Source organism: Nonomuraea sp. NPDC003201 (genome assembly GCF_053590415.1).
Map to the genome: position 1 here is coordinate 1 of NZ_JBSFTC010000247.1, position 16,969 is coordinate 16,969.

16 protein-coding genes are annotated in these 16,969 nt (G+C 70.5%); 9 read left to right on the top strand and 7 right to left on the bottom strand.

The annotated features are described in order from the left end of the window. From ACWDX9_RS46835 to mtrA, 4 genes are all read right to left on the bottom strand, one after another. On the bottom strand, positions 1-341 hold a 341-nt coding region (locus ACWDX9_RS46835), incomplete at its 3' end, for a ComF family protein (protein WP_449966950.1). A gap of 52 nt (positions 342-393) precedes the next feature. After that, positions 394-2,148, bottom strand: a complete 1,755-nt coding sequence (locus ACWDX9_RS46840) for an LpqB family beta-propeller domain-containing protein (protein WP_449966953.1) — start codon at positions 2,146-2,148, stop codon at positions 394-396. Beyond that, positions 2,135-3,859, bottom strand: coding sequence for an MtrAB system histidine kinase MtrB (gene mtrB, locus ACWDX9_RS46845; RefSeq protein ID WP_449966955.1), 1,725 nt, complete (start codon positions 3,857-3,859; stop codon positions 2,135-2,137). The genes ACWDX9_RS46840 and mtrB overlap by 14 nt, the downstream gene beginning before the upstream one ends. Positions 3,860-3,877: 18 nt before the next feature. Further along, on the bottom strand, positions 3,878-4,555 hold the full coding sequence (gene mtrA, locus ACWDX9_RS46850; RefSeq protein ID WP_043620615.1) for an MtrAB system response regulator MtrA: 678 nt from the start codon (positions 4,553-4,555) through the stop codon (positions 3,878-3,880). Between the two features lie 272 nt (positions 4,556-4,827). On the opposite strand from mtrA, the gene ACWDX9_RS46855 reads away from it, so the two are divergent. The 5 genes from ACWDX9_RS46855 to ACWDX9_RS46875 are packed head-to-tail and all read left to right on the top strand — an operon-like array spanning position 4,828 to position 10,288. Further along, on the top strand, positions 4,828-6,090 hold the full coding sequence (locus ACWDX9_RS46855) for a glycerophosphoryl diester phosphodiesterase membrane domain-containing protein (RefSeq protein ID WP_449966958.1): 1,263 nt from the start codon (positions 4,828-4,830) through the stop codon (positions 6,088-6,090). After that, positions 6,087-6,770: a DUF4129 domain-containing protein gene (locus tag ACWDX9_RS46860; RefSeq protein ID WP_449966960.1), complete on the top strand. Its 684-nt coding sequence runs from the start codon at positions 6,087-6,089 to the stop codon at positions 6,768-6,770. Before ACWDX9_RS46855 ends, ACWDX9_RS46860 begins: the two co-directional genes overlap by 4 nt. After that, positions 6,767-7,945, top strand: coding sequence for a DUF4350 domain-containing protein (locus ACWDX9_RS46865; protein ID WP_449966963.1), 1,179 nt, complete (start codon positions 6,767-6,769; stop codon positions 7,943-7,945). The genes ACWDX9_RS46860 and ACWDX9_RS46865 overlap by 4 nt, the downstream gene beginning before the upstream one ends. Then, positions 7,935-8,915, top strand: a complete 981-nt coding sequence (locus ACWDX9_RS46870; protein ID WP_449966966.1) for an AAA family ATPase — start codon at positions 7,935-7,937, stop codon at positions 8,913-8,915. Before ACWDX9_RS46865 ends, ACWDX9_RS46870 begins: the two co-directional genes overlap by 11 nt. Then, positions 8,915-10,288: a DUF58 domain-containing protein gene (locus ACWDX9_RS46875; RefSeq protein ID WP_449966968.1), complete on the top strand. Its 1,374-nt coding sequence runs from the start codon at positions 8,915-8,917 to the stop codon at positions 10,286-10,288. Before ACWDX9_RS46870 ends, ACWDX9_RS46875 begins: the two co-directional genes overlap by 1 nt. Positions 10,289-10,307: 19 nt before the next feature. Here ACWDX9_RS46875 and ACWDX9_RS46880 read toward each other — a convergent pair whose 3' ends face one another. Then, the gene (locus ACWDX9_RS46880) at positions 10,308-11,300 is read right to left on the bottom strand and encodes a stage II sporulation protein M (protein WP_397368273.1); all 993 of its coding nucleotides are present in this window, start codon (positions 11,298-11,300) and stop codon (positions 10,308-10,310) included. 51 nt (positions 11,301-11,351) lie between these two features. Between ACWDX9_RS46880 and ACWDX9_RS46885 the strand changes: the two genes are divergently transcribed. Beyond that, the gene (locus ACWDX9_RS46885) at positions 11,352-12,296 is read left to right on the top strand and encodes an RDD family protein (protein ID WP_449966972.1); all 945 of its coding nucleotides are present in this window, start codon (positions 11,352-11,354) and stop codon (positions 12,294-12,296) included. A gap of 25 nt (positions 12,297-12,321) precedes the next feature. Here the strand turns inward: ACWDX9_RS46885 and ACWDX9_RS46890 are convergent, their stop codons facing one another. Further along, positions 12,322-13,668, bottom strand: coding sequence for an LVIVD repeat-containing protein (locus tag ACWDX9_RS46890; protein WP_449966985.1), 1,347 nt, complete (start codon positions 13,666-13,668; stop codon positions 12,322-12,324). Between the two features lie 103 nt (positions 13,669-13,771). Then, a complete protein-coding gene (locus ACWDX9_RS46895) occupies positions 13,772-15,160 on the bottom strand; it encodes an LVIVD repeat-containing protein (RefSeq protein WP_449966974.1) in 1,389 nt (462 codons plus the stop codon). Positions 15,161-15,329: 169 nt separating this feature from the next. Here ACWDX9_RS46895 and ACWDX9_RS46900 point away from each other — a divergent pair, with 169 nt between their 5' ends. From ACWDX9_RS46900 to ACWDX9_RS46910, 3 genes are all read left to right on the top strand, one after another. Next, positions 15,330-15,962 (top strand): DUF305 domain-containing protein, encoded by a 633-nt coding sequence (locus ACWDX9_RS46900; protein WP_449966977.1) that lies wholly within the window; start codon positions 15,330-15,332, stop codon positions 15,960-15,962. Positions 15,963-16,365: 403 nt separating this feature from the next. Then, complete coding sequence (locus ACWDX9_RS46905) at positions 16,366-16,719, top strand: hypothetical protein (protein WP_449966980.1); 354 nt, start codon at positions 16,366-16,368, stop codon at positions 16,717-16,719. Between the two features lie 17 nt (positions 16,720-16,736). Next, positions 16,737-16,969 (top strand): YbaB/EbfC family nucleoid-associated protein (locus ACWDX9_RS46910; RefSeq protein WP_449966982.1); only part of this gene is annotated, 233 nt, incomplete at its 3' end.

The following is a 16,969-nucleotide window of genomic DNA, read 5'->3' on the forward strand; positions in this document are numbered from 1 at the left end:
CGCCGCGCGCTCGGCACCGGCACCACCGCGAACCGCCCGCCGGCCCAGGGTGCCTTCGCGCCGTTGACCGCCGTCACCACGGTGAACGCCACGGCCTCCGCCAGCACCTCCGCCAACGCCACCGCGCCCCGCTCCTTGTACGCCACGACCGCCCTGCGCACCGCGCCCTCGTACGGTGCCGCCGACCAGCAGTCGGGCAGGCCGTCCGGCACGGGCTCGGGCAACCGCCTGGCGGGCGCGCCGACGAGCTCGGCCTGACAGCCCGCGCACCACCGCGCACCACCGGCGGCGCACCCGGCGCAGGACTGCGGGAGGACGAGGTCGAGCACGGCGGTCAGCACGCGTGCCAGGATGCCGCCCGCGACCGACAATTTCCGTCCGTGGCCGGTACGGCTAACCCAGGGGGAAGAGCGGGGTGCTGGCGCCGGATTCGATCTTGGTGGTCCAGGACTGCCGGTCCTGGCCGAGCTCCATGATCTGGTTGCCCTTGGCCGTCTTCGCCTCCGCCAGCACGCGGTCGTTCACCGCGGCCACCGCCGCGAGCGGCTCCTTCAGCGGCACTCCCTCGATCTCCCCGTCCCCCACGTTGATCTCGTTGAGCACCTGCCCCGCCTGGCCCTCCACCAGCACCAGCAGGTGCTCGTCATCCTCCCAGGCCACGTCGAGGATCTTGTTTCCCCCCTCGGTGGTGGTCAGTGCCTGGAAGTTGCCCAGCATCATCCCCGCCGCCCCGCCCGTGAGCGCGCCGATCTGGACCGTGTTCTGACCGGTGGTGACCGCCACCCGCACGCCGTCCCTGGCGATCCTGAGCCGGGTGACGTCCAGCCCGGTCAGCTTGGGCGCGGAGATCCGCTGGGGTCCCTTCCCGCTGAGCGGGTCGTACCGGAGCAGGGCGGCGTTCGTCTGGTCGTAGGTCCACAGGGACCCGTCCCGGTGCCACGTGGGCGGGGTCAGAGTGCCCTGGATGACCTCCTGCCAGCGCCCCGACTGCGTCAGCGCCGCAACCGAGATGCCGGTGGAGGTCTGCGCGGCGACGTACCCACCGTCCTTGGACAGGGCGAAGCCGTGGAAGCCGTCGCGCTCCTGCCCCGCCGGACCCGGCACGCTGCCCGCGGGCCCGTCCTTGCTCATGTAGTGGACCGCGCCCTTGCTGATGTAGTACGCGGCGTCGCTGGTGGCGTCCAGCCAGTCGTCGTCGGAGTCGGGCCGGTCGATGGAGTAGGACTCCCCGTTCACCTGGATCTCGATGACGCGGCCCTTGGCGATCTCGTTCTTGTTCAGGCTGTACCTGATCTGGGCCCGCAGGGAGTCCTCGGCGCCCAGGTCAAGGGTGTCGAGGGGGCCGGAGAGGTTGATCACCACGCGGTCCTCGCCGGACCTGATCGACTCGACCTTGGTGTCGAGCGGGAAGCTCGTCGTCACCGCCCCCTGCAGGGCCGAGGTGGGGCTCTTGAGCAGGCGCTGCAGGATGGTCTGCGCGTACGTCTCCGTCGGCTTCAGCCGCAGGCGCACGCGGTCCACGACCAGCGTGTTCGGGCTGTTGCCGTTCAGGTAGTAGAGGTTCGTGGCCCGGTACGCGCGGCTCACGTCGGAGTCGGTGAGCAGCAGCCCGTTGGGCAGGCTCTTGACCAGGTAACCGCCGCCTTCGGCCTTCACCAGCTCGAAGGAGTCCACCCAGGGGCCGGCGGTGGGGGCGTACGAGTCGTCCTCCTTGATGCGCGCCACCCACCGGCCCTTGACCGTGACCTTCTCCACCGGCTCCGTCGCCTCGCGCTCGGTGGAAGGCACGACCTCGAACGCGTCGTCGACGACCGTCACCGGCCCCGAGGCGCTCCACTTCGCCCGCGCCTCCTGGGTCAGGTACTGGGGCAGGATGGTCGGGTCGTCGGCGTAGGCGGCCATGGCCGCCTGCAGACCCCTGATCGTCTGCTCCTCGTTCCAGGTCTTGTCGGGCGGGAAGGCGATCATGCGGTGGAACGGCTTGCTCAGCGGGTCGCCGCTGCCGGCCTCGTTGACGGTGATGGGACCGGTCACGGGGATCACGGTGCAGCCGGAGCCCGCGCAGACCACGGCGACCCCGATCACGAACACCGCGCCGAGCCGCCACACCCGCTCACGCCGCCCGGTCACCCGTCTAGTCGTCGTCATGGTCGGCCCCGTCCGCCGAGGCCGGCAGCAGCACCGGCGTCATGGCCGTGCGCCACGTACGCCGCATCTCGATCTCCGGCGGCACCAGCGACAGCGGCGAGCCCTTCAGATCGGCCCCGGCCGTCCTCGGCAGCGTCAGCCTGAACTGCGAGCCCTCCCCCGGCTGTCCCCAGGCCTGCAGCCAGCCGCCGTGCAGCGTGGCGTCCTCGCGCGAGATCGCCAGCCCCAGCCCGGTGCCGCCGATCGTCCGCGCCCGCGACGGGTCGGCCCGCCAGAACCGGTCGAACACCATCGTGTCCTCGCCGCCCTTCAGCCCGATCCCGTGGTCGCGCACGGCGACCGCGACCGCGTCCCGGTCGGCGCCGACGGTGACCACGATGTCCCTGCCCTCGCCGTGCTCGATGGCGTTGAAGAGCAGGTTGCGCAGGATCCGCTCGACCCTGCGGTTGTCGATCTCGGCCATGCACGGCTCGTTCGGCAGCCGGAGCTCGAAGCGGGTCGCGTGCCGCTCGGCCAGCGCCTCGGAGTCGGCGATGGCCCGCAGCACCACGTCGCGCACGTCCACGGGGTCGAGGTCGAGCGTGGCGGCGCCGGCGTCGTAGCGGCTGATCTCCAGCAGGTCGGCCAGCATCGACTCGAACCGTTCGAGCTGGGCCTGCATGAGCTCCGCCGAGCGGGAGGCCATCGGGTCGAAGTCCTCGCGGGCGTCGTAGAGCAGGTCGGCGGCCATGCGCACGGTCGTCAGCGGCGTGCGCAACTCGTGGGAGACGTCGGAGACGAACTGCCGCTGGACCTGCGAGAGCTCCTCCAGCTGGTGGATCTTCAGCGCCAGGTTGGCGGCCATCTCGTTGAACGAGTTCGCCAGGCGGGCCAGGTCGTCCTCGCCGCGAACCTTGAGCCGTTCGTCCAGTTTGCCGGAGGCCAGGCGCTCGGCGGCCTGGCGCGCCAGCCGTACGGGAGTGACGACCTGGCGGGCGACCAGGTACGCGATGGCGGCGAGCAGCAGCACGAGCCCGAGGCCGACCACGACGATGGCCAGCCGGACGTTGGACAGCAGCTCCTCTTCGTCCGTGAACGGGAAGAAGTGGTAGACCTCGTAGCTCTGGCCGCTGGAGGGCACGTGCACGGTGCCGCCGACCACGTACGTGAGCCTGGGCTGGCTCTCGCCGGCGAACTTGATCTTCTCGATGGACCCGACGGTCTTCTTCTGCACGTTGTGCCGCAGGCTCTCCGGCACGTTGGACGGCACGACGCCCCCGGACGCCCGCGACTGGCCGGGGATCGCCTGGTTGAGTATCAGCACGTCGTAGCGCTTCTTGGAGCCGTTCTCACCCGATCCGGTGACGATGTCCATGACGTCGTCGAGCGGGTTGGCCGAGCCCTTCTTGCCGCCGTCGGCGGGCTTGGTCGGGTCGTCGGCCTCGGGCGCCAGCGCGTCGGCGATCTGGAGGCGGTCGGCGAAGGCCTCGCTGGCGGAGGAGCGCTGGCTGCTCTGCACGACCGACCGGTTGATCTGCTCGGACAGGAACGTGCCCAGCACGACCACCACGATCACGGAGATCACCAGCGTGCTGGTGACCACCTGGAGCTGGAGCGAGCGCCGCCACACGCTCCGTGTCCTGCCTGCCGCACGGCGCACCCGCCGGCGAACCCCGCCGAGAATCTGGCGGAATGTCCGTCGGCGGAAACGCTTCTTCTTCGCCGGGGGCACGGCAGGTCGGGACGTGGACTAGGCGGGGCCGGCTTTGTAGCCGACGCCGCGGACCGTCACCACGATCTCGGGGTGCTCGGGGTCCTTCTCGATCTTGGCCCTGAGCCGCTGGACGTGCACGTTGACCAGCCGCGTGTCGGCCGCGTGGCGGTAGCCCCAGACCTGCTCGAGCAGGACCTCGCGGGTGAACACCTGGCGCGGCTTGCGGGCCAGCGCGACCAGCAGGTCGAACTCCAGCGGCGTGAGGTTGATCGTCTCCTCGCCCCGCTTGACCGAGTGCCCGGCCACGTCGATGGTGATGTCGCCGATCTGGAGGATCTCGGGGGTCGGCTCATCGGTGCGGCGGAGCCGCGCCCGCACCCGGGCCACGAGCTCCTTCGGCTTGAACGGCTTGACGATGTAGTCGTCGGCCCCCGACTCCAGCCCGAGAACGACGTCGATCGTGTCGCTCTTGGCCGTGAGCATGACGATCGGAACCCCCGACTCAGCCCTGATCCTGCGTGCGACGTCGATGCCGTCCGCCCCCGGCAGCATCAGGTCGAGCAGGACCAGATCCGGGCGTGTATCCCGGAACGCATCGAGGGCCTTGTCGCCGTCGGAGACAAAAGACGGCTCGAAGCCTTCCCCTCGCAGGACGATCCCCAGCATCTCGGCGAGAGCGGCGTCGTCATCGACGACCAGCACGCGACCTTTCATGGCCCCTCATTCGTTCTACGCATTGTGGGACATACCCGCACGATCGCTGAAGGTTACCCTTGGTAGGCCCATGGGTGTGACATGAGCCATGCAAAAGGCGAATTTTAGGTCCGCCCCCCGCGACCGCAATCTCAAGTCTGCGGTAACAGAGCAACTTTCTGCCATCCCCTGGACGTGAACCTCGACCGGATTCTCCGTCGAATACGGCAAGGAGGAGACGGCGAATGCGCTCAGCGACACCAATGCCCCGTTCAGCATGCCAGGATTGGGATATGTCAGACGGTCACGGTCCCCCGCCCGAGACGCCATCAGGCTGGTCGGCCGAACAGCCCCCGCCCTACAGCGCCCCGCCGGCCTCCCCGTGGACCGCGCCAGGCGCGCCACAGCAGATGCCCTACGGGCAGCCGTACGGGGAGCCCCTTCAGCAACAACAGCCACTGGGACCCGGGCCCCAAACACCTTATCCGCCCTATCCGCATCCTCAGCCCGGTTACGGCTACGCGCCGCCACCGTCGGCGCTGAGACCGGGCATCATCCCGCTGCGCCCCCTGGGCCTCGGTGACATCCTCGACGGCACGATCAAGCTGATCCGCTCCAACCCGAAGGCCGTGCTCGGCCTGTCGGCCGTCGCCGCCCTGCTCGCCTCCGTGCCCGTGGCCATCGGCCAGGCGTTCGTGCTCGACACCATGAGCGGCGCGTTCACCGACCCCGAGAGCGCGTACACCTCCTCCGACCAGCTCACCAGCGTGTACGGCGTCGCCGCCCAGTACGGCGGCACGCTCGTCTCGTACATGGTCCAGTTCGTCGTGGTCACGCTGCTGACCGGCGTGCTGACCAGGATCCTCGGCCGGGCCGTCTTCGGCGGCAGCATCACCGCCGGGGAGGCGTGGCGGCTCGTCAAGGGCAGGGTGCCCGCGCTGTTCGGCGTCGTGGCGCTGATGGCCGTCATCATGCTGGTGCCGCTGGTCGTGATGGTGCTGCTCATCGTGGTGGTCGCGATGAACGTCTCCTCCGGCGCGGCAGGCGTGGTCCTCGGCCTGACCTTCCTGTTCATGATCGCCTACCTCGGCTACTACCTGTTCTTCACGACCCGCTTCGCCTTCGCCTCGCCCATCGTGGTGCTGGAGGGCAGAGGGGCGATCGAGGCCATGCGGCGCTCGTGGCACCTGGTGACCGGCGACTTCTGGCGCGTCTTCGGCATCCTGCTGCTCACGTCCCTGCTGGTCGGGCTCGTGGCGGGCGTCCTGTCGGTGCCCTTCACGCTGGCGGGCACGCTGTTCGGCATGTTCGGCGCGGGCTCGGTGGCCACCACCGTCGTGTCGGCCGTGCTCATCGCGCTCGGCGGCACGCTCGGATCGATGCTCACCTATCCGTTCCAGGCCGGGGTCGCCGGCCTGCTCTACGCCGACCGGCGCATGCGCAGCGAGGCGTTCGACCTCGTGCTGCAGACGGCGGCCATCGAGCAGCAGCGCCAGGGATGGGTGCACTCCTCCGCGGACGAGCTCTGGCACCCCTCCAACTCCGCCAGGCCGTGAGCCCGATCGACAGGGAGGAGGCCGCGCGCCGGGCCGCGGAGGAGCTCCTCAAGCCTGCATACGAGAAGGAGTCCCTGCTCGACCTGATCTACCGGCGGGTCATGCAGTTCCTCGGCGACCTGGTGGACACGGCCGCGGGCGGGGGCACCGCCGGAGGGGTCATCGCCTCCGTGATCATCGTGCTGGTCATCCTCGCGCTGATCGTGCTGATCTCGTGGCAGCTCCGCAAGGCCAGCCGCAAGAACGCGCTCACCGTGGGCGGGCTGTTCGGGGAACGGGTGATGACGGCGGCCGAGCACCGGACGGCGGCCGCCGGGCTGGCCGCCGAGCAGCGCTGGACCGAGGCCGTCCAGGAACGGCTCCGCGCCATCGCCCGTGACCTGGAGGAACGCGCGCTCGTCGACGGCATGCCGGGGCGCACGGCCGACGAGCTGACCAGTGAGGCGGCACTCTCGCTGCCCGGCTTCGCCACGAGGCTGGCGGCGGCCGCCCGGTCGTTCGACGACGTGACGTACGGCGGCGTGGCGGGCACGCGGGAGGCGTACGAGGAGATGGCCGACCTGGACGAGCAGCTCCGCCAGGCCCGCCCGGTCCCGGTCGGGGCCGGCGCGGCGACCACGGCCTGGACCCCGGTCGGCGCGGCCCCGGGCGAGCGGCCCGGGACGGGCGGGACCGCATGAGCGTCCTCACGCGCCCCGCCGACGGCGCGTCCTCCTCGACCTCGCCCACCGCGCGCTCCACCTGGCGCGGCAGCCGGATCATCGTCCTGCTCGGCCTCATCATCGTGCTCATCGCGGTCGCGGGCGTCCTGTTCGGCCCGGAGCGGGGCCCGTCACGGGCCCTGGACCCCGACGACACCACTCTGGCGGGCTCCAAGGCGCTGGCCGAGGTGCTCAGGTCACGGGGCGTGACGGTGGACCGGGTCGACTCCGTGGAAGCCGCCGCCGCCAAGGCCACGACCGGCAACCGGCTGCTGCTGATCACCGACATGTCGTACTTCGACGAATACAGCCTGACCCAGATCCAGGGCGACCGGCTGATCGTCGGCGACCTCCCCGGTCTCGACGCCCTCGCCCCCGGCGTGCGCAGCGAGCCGGCCCCGGCGCGCACGCGCTCGCGCGAGCCCGAGTGCTCGCTGCCCGCCGCCCGGGCCGCGGGCAGCGCCTACCTGGGCGGCGCCGTCTTCCGCGGCCCCACCGGGGCCACCGGCTGCTACCCGGCCGGCGACGGATACACGCTGGTCAGCTTCCCGCAGGCGGGCGGCGTGACCACGGTCGTCGGCGACGGCGGCTTCATGACCAACCAGCGCCTGGCCGAGGACGGCAACGCCGCGCTCGCGCTCAACCTGATCGGCACCGGCAGGCCCGTGACCTGGCTGGTCCGCCCCGCGACCCCGCCACCCGTCGCCGAGCTTCCGGGCGAGCGGGGCAAGTCGATGTACGACCTCATGCCCGAGAGCATCCGCTGGACCGTCTACATGTCCCTCATCGCCCTGGCCCTCACGGCGTTCTGGCGGGGCAGGCGGCTGGGCCCCGTGGTGACGGAGAAGCTGCCGGTCATCGTGCGCGCGGCCGAGACCGTCGAGGGCCGCGGCAGGCTCTACCGGGCCAGGCGCGCGCGGCAGCGGGCCGCTGAGTCGCTGCGCGAGGGCACGATCGACCGGCTCACGCCCAGGCTGGGGCTCGGATCGGGGGCCGGGCCGAACGAGGTCGTCGCGGCGCTCGCCGCCCGCACCGGCCAGGACGCCCATCAGGTCGGCGCGGCGCTCTACGGGCCACCGCCGGTGGACGACGCCGGGCTCGTCGGGTTGGCCGGATATTTGGACTTCATCGAAAGGCAGGTCAGTGAACTCTGAGGAGACGTTCCGCGTCCCGAGCTCGGGCGACTCGGCCAGGGAGGCGCTGGGCGCGCTGCGCGCCGAGGTGTCCAAGGCCGTGGTCGGTCAGGACGCGGTGGTGACGGGGCTGGTCATCGCGCTGCTGTGCAGGGGGCACGTGCTGCTCGAAGGCGTGCCGGGCGTGGCCAAGACGTTGATGGTGCGCACGTTGTCGGCCGCCCTGTCCCTTGACTTCAAACGGGTGCAGTTCACGCCGGACCTGATGCCGGGTGACGTGACCGGCTCGCTGATCTATGACACGAAGACCGCGGAGTTCGAGTTCCGCGAGGGCCCGGTGTTCACGAACCTGCTGCTCGCCGACGAGATCAACCGCACCCCGCCGAAGACCCAGGCGGCGCTGCTGGAGGCGATGGAGGAGCGGCAGGTCAGCGTCGAGGGCGCGGCGCGGCCGCTGCCCGACCCGTTCGTGGTGTGCGCGACGCAGAACCCCGTCGAGTACGAGGGCACCTACCAGCTCCCCGAGGCCCAGCTCGACCGGTTCCTGCTCAAGCTGACCGTGCCGCTGCCGCCGCGCGAGCAGGAGATCTCCGTGCTCGAACGGCACGCCCGCGGCTTCGACCCGCGCGACCTGAGCGAGGTCAAGCCCGTCGCCACGGCCGACGACCTGGCCGCCGGGCGGGAGGCGGTCTCGAAGGTGCACGTGGCGCCCGAGGTGCTCGGCTACATCGTGGACGTGGCCCGCGCCACCAGAAACTCGCCGTCGCTGCAGCTCGGCGTCTCGCCACGTGGCGCCACGGCGCTGCTGGCGGCCGCGCGGGCGTGGGCGTGGCTGTCCGGGCGCCCGTACGTGACTCCTGACGACGTCAAGGCGCTGGCCAGGCCCGCGCTGCGGCACCGGATCCAGCTCCGGCCGGAGGCCGAGCTGGAGGGCGCGACCGCCGACGGCCTGCTCGACGGCATCCTGGCCTCCGTCCCGGTCCCGCGCTGATGGCTCTCACGGGACGTGCCGGGCTGGTCGCGGCGATCGGGATCGTCGTGGTGCTGCTGGCGCCGCAGCCCGGGGCCGCGCTGGCCGGGGTCTGCCTGCTGCTGGCCGCCGCGATCGTGGTGGACCTGGTGTTCGCCGGCGCGGTGCGCCCGCTGAGGTTCCACCGTTCCGGCGACACGCTCGTACGGCTCGGCCAGCGGGCCACGGTCGAGCTGATCGTCGAGAACCCGGGCCCCCGGCGGGTGGGCGGCGCGCTCAGGGACGCCTGGCCTCCGTCGGCGGGCGCCGCGCCGCGCGTCGCCGACCTGAACGTGCCCAAGGGCGAGCGCCGCAAGATCGTCGTGACGCTCACCCCGACCAGGCGCGGCGACCGCTCGTCCGTGGCGGTCACGGTGCGCTCGGTCGGGCCGCTGGGCCTGGCCGCCCGCCAGGGCAGCCACCAGGCGCCGTGGTCGGTACGCGTGCTGCCGCCGTTCCTGTCGCGCAAGCACCTGCCGTCCCGGCTGGCCCGGCTCCGCGAGCTGGACGGCCAGCACCCGGCGCTGGTGCGCGGTCAGGGGACGGAGTTCGACTCGCTGCGGGAGTACGTGGTGGGCGACGACGTGCGCTCCATCGACTGGCGGGCCACGGCGCGCCGCCACGACGTGGTCGTACGCACCTGGCGCCCGGAACGCGACCGCCGCGTGCTGATCGTGCTCGACACCGGCCGCACCTCGGCGGGCCGGGTGGGCGACGCGCCCATCCCCATGGCCGGGGCCACCGCGGGCGGCGCCGGGCTGCTGGTACGACCGGATCCGCGGCCGGCGCCCGGCTGGCCGCGGCTCGACTGGTCGATGGACGCCGCGCTGCTGCTGGCCGCGCTGGCCGCCCGGGCCGGTGACCAGGTCGACTTCCTCGCCTACGACCGGGCGGTGCGCGCCTGGGTGAGCGGGGCGTCGCGCACCGAGCTGCTGTCGTCGCTGGTCAACGTGATGGCGCCGATCGAGGCGGAGCTGATCGAGGCCGACTCGCAGGGCATGGTCGCGGCCGTCCTGTCGCGGGCCAAGCGGCGCTGCCTGGTCGTGCTGCTCACCGACCTCAACGGGGCGGCCCTGGACGAGGGGCTCATGCCGGTGCTCTCCCAGCTCTCCTCGCGCCACCTGGTGCTGGTGGCCGGGGTGTCGGACCCCCGCGTCGCGGCCATGGCGGGCCGCCGGACGTCGGCCGAGGAGGTGTACGACGCGGCGGCGGCCGAGCACGCCCAGCTCGAACGCCGGCGCATCACGGCCCGGCTGCGGCGCCACGGCGTGGAGGTCGTGGACGCGCCCCCGGAGGACATCGCCCCCGCGCTCGCGGACGCGTACCTGGCCCTGAAGGCGGCCGGGCGGCTGTAGGGCCCTGGGTCGGGGGGTGTCAGGCCGTCGGGGCGACGTCCGGGGCTCGTTCGAGGTCGCCGGTCTCGTTCTGGCGCAGGGCACGGCGGCCGAAGGCGATCACGTACAGCAGGAAGCCCACCTCCGCGAGCGCGCCGATGCTCACGCGCGCCCATGTCGGCAGCCCGGACGGCGTGACGAACGCCTCGATCAGGCCCGACACGAACAGCACCACGACCAGCCCCAGCGCCACGCTCATCACCGCCCGGCCCTGCTCGGCCAGGGCCTCCGTCCGCCGGCGCGGCCCCGGGTCGATGACCGTCCAGCCCAGGCGCATCCCGACCGCCGCCGCCAGGAACACGGCGGTCAGCTCCAGCAGCCCGTGCGGCGTGATCAGGCCGAAGAAGATGTCCAGCTTGTCGCGGGAGGCCATGAGACCGCCGGAGATGCCGACGTTCGCGGCGTTCGAGTAGAGCACGTACGGGATCGGCAGGCCGAGCAGCACCGAGTAGATGATCGTCTGCGCCGCGACCCACGCGTTGTTCACCCACACCTGGCTGGCGAAGGAGGCGGCCGGGTGCTCGGAGTAGTAGTCGGCGAAGTCGTGGTCGACGAGCTGGGCGATCTCGTCCGGCGAGCCGATCGTCGCCTGGACGTCGGGGTTGGCCGCCACCCACGCGCCCATCACCCACGCGACCGCGATGAACGCCACCGTGCTCCCCAGCCACCACCACCGCGCCCGGTAGGCCACCACGGGGAACGACACCGTGAAGAACCTCACCAGCTCCCGCCAGGCGGGCGTGTGCGCCCCGGTCACCGCCGACCTGGCCCGCGCCACCAGCGCCGACAGCCGCCCGGTCAGCATCGCGTCCCCGGACGAGGAGCGCACGATGGACAGATGGGTGGACACGCGTTGATAGAGGTCCACCAGCTCGTCCACCTCGGCACCCGTCAGCGACGAACGGCGCTTGACCAGATGATCGAGCCGGTCCCACACGGGGCGGTGAGCTGTGACGAACGCATCGATGTCCACCCGAACATTCTGGCCGCTCAAACACCAGTACATAGCCGTTAGGCTCCACATATGTCTGAGGTTGTGACCGGCGACGCGGTCGTCGTCGAAGTGCGGATCGCCCAGATGCCCTCGCGCGCGCTGGCGATCGTCATCGACATGGCCGTGCAGTTCACGGTGCTGATCGCCGCCTATGCGATCTTAGGCGCGTTCTCGGTCATCTCGGACTCGGCCATGTTCGGGGCCGCGATGATCGTGTTCATGGTGCTGGTGCTGGTCGGCTACCCCGTGATCTTCGAGTCGCTGACCAGGGGACGCAGCCTCGGCAAGCTCGCGCTCGGGCTCCGGGTGGTCAGCGACGACGGCAGTCCCGAGCGCTTCAGGCAGGCGTTGTTCCGCGGCCTGGCCGGGGTCGTGGAGTTCTGGATGCTCTCCGGGGCGCCCGCGCTGATCGCGTCGCTGGTCTCGCAGCGGGGCAAGCGGCTCGGCGACGTCTTCGCCGGCACCATCGTGATCTCCGACCGGGCTCCGCGCGACTCCGGGCAGCTCATCGTGATGCCGCCGCCGCTGGCGGCCTGGGCGGCGACGCTGGAGCTCTCCCAGCTCCCCGACGAGGTGGCGCAGGCGGCCCGGCAGTACCTGTCGCGGTGGCACGACCTGTCGCCGCAGGTCCAGCATGAGATGGGGGTGCGGATCGCGACCCAGACGGCGTCCTTCGTCTCGCCCGCGGCGCCCGCGGGGGTGCCGCCGCACGCGTACCTGAGCGCCGTCCTGGCCGAGCGCCGCAGGAGGGAGCAGGTGCGTTTCGCGCAACGCGCCGCCAACGGCCGCCCGCCCCAGGCCCCCTACGCGCAGCCGTCGCCGTACCAGCCCCAGCCGCCGTACGCGCAGCCGGGCCCGTACCAGCAGCCAGGCCCGTACCAGCAGCCAGGGCAGTACCAGCCGCAGCCGCAGCCCCGGCCCCCCGCGCCGGAGCCGCCGAGGGCGACTCCGGGCGGGTTCGCGCCGCCTCAGTGAGAGCGGCGCACAGGGACGGGATCGGTCACCAGTTGCGGTACGACTCCTGCGTCTGCACGTTCAACCGGTCGGTGCGGACGTGCCTGGCGTTGTTCGTGAGCGGATCGGTGACCTTGACGACGTCGAGGCCCTCGTGGAAGTCGGCCGCGTAGATGTAGCCGTTGTAGTAGTACGCGGACCAGATGCCGCCGCCACCGCCGGCCGAGCGCGGGCCGCGCTCGAAGTAGCCGATCTCCTTCGGGTTGGCCGAGTCGGTGAAGTCCCACACCGACAGCCCGCCCATGTACCAGGCCTGGACCATGATGTCCCGGCCCTTGACGGGGATCAGCGAGCCGTTGTGCGCGACGCAGTTCTCGCTGTCGGCCTGGTAGCGCGGGATCTTGAAGTAGCTCTTGAACGTGAACTGCCCGTTCGAGATGTCGTAGATCGCGTCCGCGCCGCGGTTCGGCCCGGTGGCCTCGTTGCAGGTGGCCCCGCCGCCGCCGCCGAGCTCGTCGGTGAAGACGACCTTCTTGGCGTCGTTGCTGAAGGTGGCCGAGTGCCAGAACGCGAAGTTCGGGTCCGTGGTCCTGGCCGTGACCTTCGGGTTCAGCCGGTCCGAGATGTCGAACAGCACGCCGTCACCCATGCACGCGCCCGCCGCGATGTCCTTCTCGGCGTAGGCGGTGATGTCGTGGCAGCCGCTGGTCGGCAGGAGCAGGCCGGGCTGGGTCTCGTTGCCGCCGTCGGGGAAGACGACCGGGGTGGCCGCGACGGCCGCCGCCGTCGGGTTCCTGAGCGGCACCTTGATGATCGAGAGCTTGTCGTGCGGCGGCTGGCAGTCGGGGAACGTGGCGTTCGGGTTGTAGGACGAGACGTAGATGTAGACGTTCTTGTTCCGGTCGCGGCCCTTGCCCGGCACCAGGGTCAGGGTGTGGGAGCCGCAGTTGGTCTCGACCGACTTGATGTACTTCGGGTTGGCCTTGTCGGAGACGTCGAAGATCCGGACGCCTTCCCAGGCCTCCTTGTGGTCGGCGGTCAGCGCCGTGCTGTTGCACGAGTCGTCGCTGCGCGAGGAGTCCACGGCGGTGAACAGCAGGTCGCCGTAGACGCTGACGTCCATCTGGGAGCCGGGGCAGACGACCGAGCTGACGGGCTTGGCCTTCTTGGGGTTGCTGATGTCGTAGATCGAGAAGCCGCCGTAGTTGCCGACGTAGGCGTAGTCACCCTGGAAGGTGATGTCGGTGTTGATGGTGCCGGCGATCGGGGCGGGCTTGGGGATGTTCAGCACGTGGGTCACGTTGGGGCTGGTGACCACGGCGTCGGGCGGTGGGATGTCGGTGGCCAGGGCGGGAACGCTCGTCAGCGCTAACGCGACGGCGGCCGCGGCCATGACGAGGGCACGGCGCGGATTGAACACTCCGAGACTCCTTATCGCATGTGTCTGGATAAGCGAAAACGGCGAGGACCCGGTCGGGGCCCTCGCCGCCTGGGGATCAGTGGCCGTATTCGGGATACGACGTCTGGGTCTGCGCGTTGAGTGAGCGCATCTTGACGCCGTTCGCCCGGTTCGTACGCCAGTCGTTGATCTTCAGCACGTCCAGGCCCAGGTTGAAGTCGGACCCGTAGATGTAGCCGTTGTAGTAGTAAGCGGACCAGAAGCCGCCGCTGAGCGCCGGCGCGGTGTTGTCCGGGCCGCGCTCGAAGAACGCGATCTCCTGCGGGTGGGCCGAGTCGGTGAAGTCCACCACCGAGATCCCGCCCTGGTACCACGCCTGCACCATGATGTCCCGGCCCTTGACCGGGATCAGCGAGCCGTTGTGGGCCACGCAGTTCTCGGTGTCGGCCTGGTGCCGCGAGATCTTGAAGTAGCTCCTGAACTGGAGCTGCCCGTTCACGATGTCGTAGTACGCGTTGGCGCCCCGGTTCGGGCCGATGGCCTCGTTGCAGGTCGCCCTGGTCCCGCCGCCGAGCTCGTCGGTGAAGATGACCTTCGTGCCGTCGTTGTTGAACGTGGCCGAGTGCCAGAAGGCGAAGTTCGTCTCGTCGCGCACGGTCGCGGTGACCTTGGGCTGCTCGGGGTTGCGGATGTCGAGCAGGATGCCGTCGCCCATGCAGGCTCCAGCGGCGATGCCCTTCTCCGGGTAGGCCGTGATGTCGTGGCAGCCGGTGGTGGCGGACTTCCCGTTCGGGTAGGGCTGCTGGACGCCGCCGTAGCCGCCGTCGGGGAAGAGGTTCGGCGTGGCGATCACGGTCGCGGCCGTCGGGTCGCGCAGCGGCACCTTGATGATCGAGATCAGGTCATGGGGCGGCTGGCAGTCGGGGAACGAGGCGTTCGGGCTGTAGGAGGAGACGTAGATGTAGACGTTCTCGCCCTTGCGGTCGGGCACCAGCGTGTTCGTGTGGGAGCCACAGTTGGTCTCGACCGACTTGATGTACTTCGGGTTGGCCTTGTCGGAGACGTCGAAGATGCGGATGCCCTCCCACGACTCCTTGACCGACGCGGGCTGCGAGGTGCTGTTGCACGAGTCGTCGTTGCGGGAGGAGTCGACGGAGCCGAACAGTAGGTTGCCGTAGACGGACATGTCCATCTGGCCACCGGGGCAGACGACCGAGCTCACCAGCGAGGTCCGCTTCGGGCGCTTGATGTCGTAGATCGAGAAGCCGTAGTAGTTGCCGACGTACGCGTAGTCGCCTTGGAAGGCCATGTCCGTGTGGATGTCGGCCAGGGCCTCGGGCTTGGGCACGTTGGTGACGTGTTGGATGTTGGGACTCATGACGATCTCGCCAGGAGCCGGGATGTCCGCGGCCTGAGCCGGTAAGACAACGCCGGCCATCGCCACGACCGCCGTGACCAGGGTGAGGGCCCTGCGGAGGGAGAACACTAGGGATCCTCCTATAAAGGGAGCATAAATCTACGCCATCCTCGCGTTTCCCCCCTCGACTGGCCAAGCAGACAACTTGTCAAATTTTGTTCCTGTTCACTGTCTTTTAATTTGTCCACTTATGGCCTAGAGTGCGCATTCTCGTCCGAGTCAGCCAGGGAGGTTGTGGGTGCGCGCCGCGCTCATCGTCATCATGGGCACGGTCGTTGCCCTCTCCGGCTGCACCTCCTCTCCGCCGCCGGCTCCACGGGCCGACTCGACCGCGCCCGTGCTCGCTCCCGGCCGCCCCGGGGAGCAGGCCAAGACGCTGTCGCCGAGCGAGGCCGCCACCGCCGTCCCTTCGGCCACGGCCAACGCGTCCGACATCAAGTACGTCCAGGACATGATCGTCCACCACCGCCAGGCCCTGGACATGTCGCTCCTCGCGCCCACCCGGGCCGAGTCGACCCAGCTGAAGAACCTGGCGAGCCGGATCAAGGACGCCCAGGGGCCGGAGATCCAGTTCATGACGACGTGGCTGCGGGAGCAGCAGCAGACGGTGCCCGAGCACCACGCCGCGCACGAGGGCATGCCCGGGATGGCCACGCCCGCCCAGATGGAGGCCCTGAAGGCGGCCAAGGGCAAGGACTTCGACCGGATGTTCCTGGAGCTCATGATCAACCACCACCTGGGGGCGATCAAGATGTCGGAGCAGGTGCTGACGAGCGGCTCGCACATCCGGGTCGAGGAGCTGGCCAGCGACGTCAGCGTGACCCAGGCCGCCGAGATCCGCCGCATGCAGCAGATGCAGTCCGCCCTTTAGAAAGGCCGGAACTTCGAGGACGGGGGCCTCGTTCCGGCGCTAAAGTACACTATCCCTGCCGGTAGTCCAGGCAATGTGTGAGGAGGATGTCACGTCCATGGCAGATTCAAACGCTCCATCCGCATCGCCCCCGCCGTCGGTCACCCCCACGGGGACGCCCACACCGAGCCCCACAGGGACACCCACGCCCCCGCAGCCCAGCCCGAGCGCGACGTCCCCGAGCCCCACGCCCAGCCAGAGTCCGACGTCGCCAAGCCCTTCCCCCACACCCACCCCGACGCCCACGCCGTCGCCGTCGCCGTCGCCAACCAAAGCGCCTGTGCCGTCGCCGACTCCCACGACTGCCCCCACGTATCCCGTCCCCACCCCTTCGCCCAGCTCGCCCGGCCTCGGCCGCCCGGGCATGCCGAACATCGATGTCCGCGGGAGCACCTTCACAAGGGTGGCCGGCGGCTTCGTCACCGAGCACGACGAGCTGGCCAGGGACGCCCGCCGGATCCTCGACGCCATCACCGCGCTGGGCGACTTCGCCGGCACGGACGAGACGGCGAACACCTTCAAACAGGGCTACTCCACCGGGTTGAAGAAGGCCGAGACGTACGTCAACGCGTTACGCGACGTCTATCCCGGGATCGCCGAACGGCTGGCCGGCATGAAGACCGGCTTCGACGTCGCACACTGGGCCAGCATCCAGTCCCTGCCGAAAGTGTCCGACCCGCCCAAGTACTCGAAGTCGGACGGAAAGCTCAACCCCTGACGTTGTTCGGAGACCCGATGACCGCACCAGACGACGGCGCCCCCTTCCTCGACGAGGAGATGCAGCGCCTGCTCGCCCAGTTCCAGGCCGACCTCCGGCCGCTGCAGGAGCTGCGCGAAAGCCTCGACAACCTCCGAGGCCACGGCGAGGCGGCCAACGGCCAGGTGAAGGCCGAGGTGCTGCCGAGCGGCGCGCTCGGCGGCCTGCGCATCGACCCGCGGGCGATGCGGCTCGGCGCGGACGCGCTGGC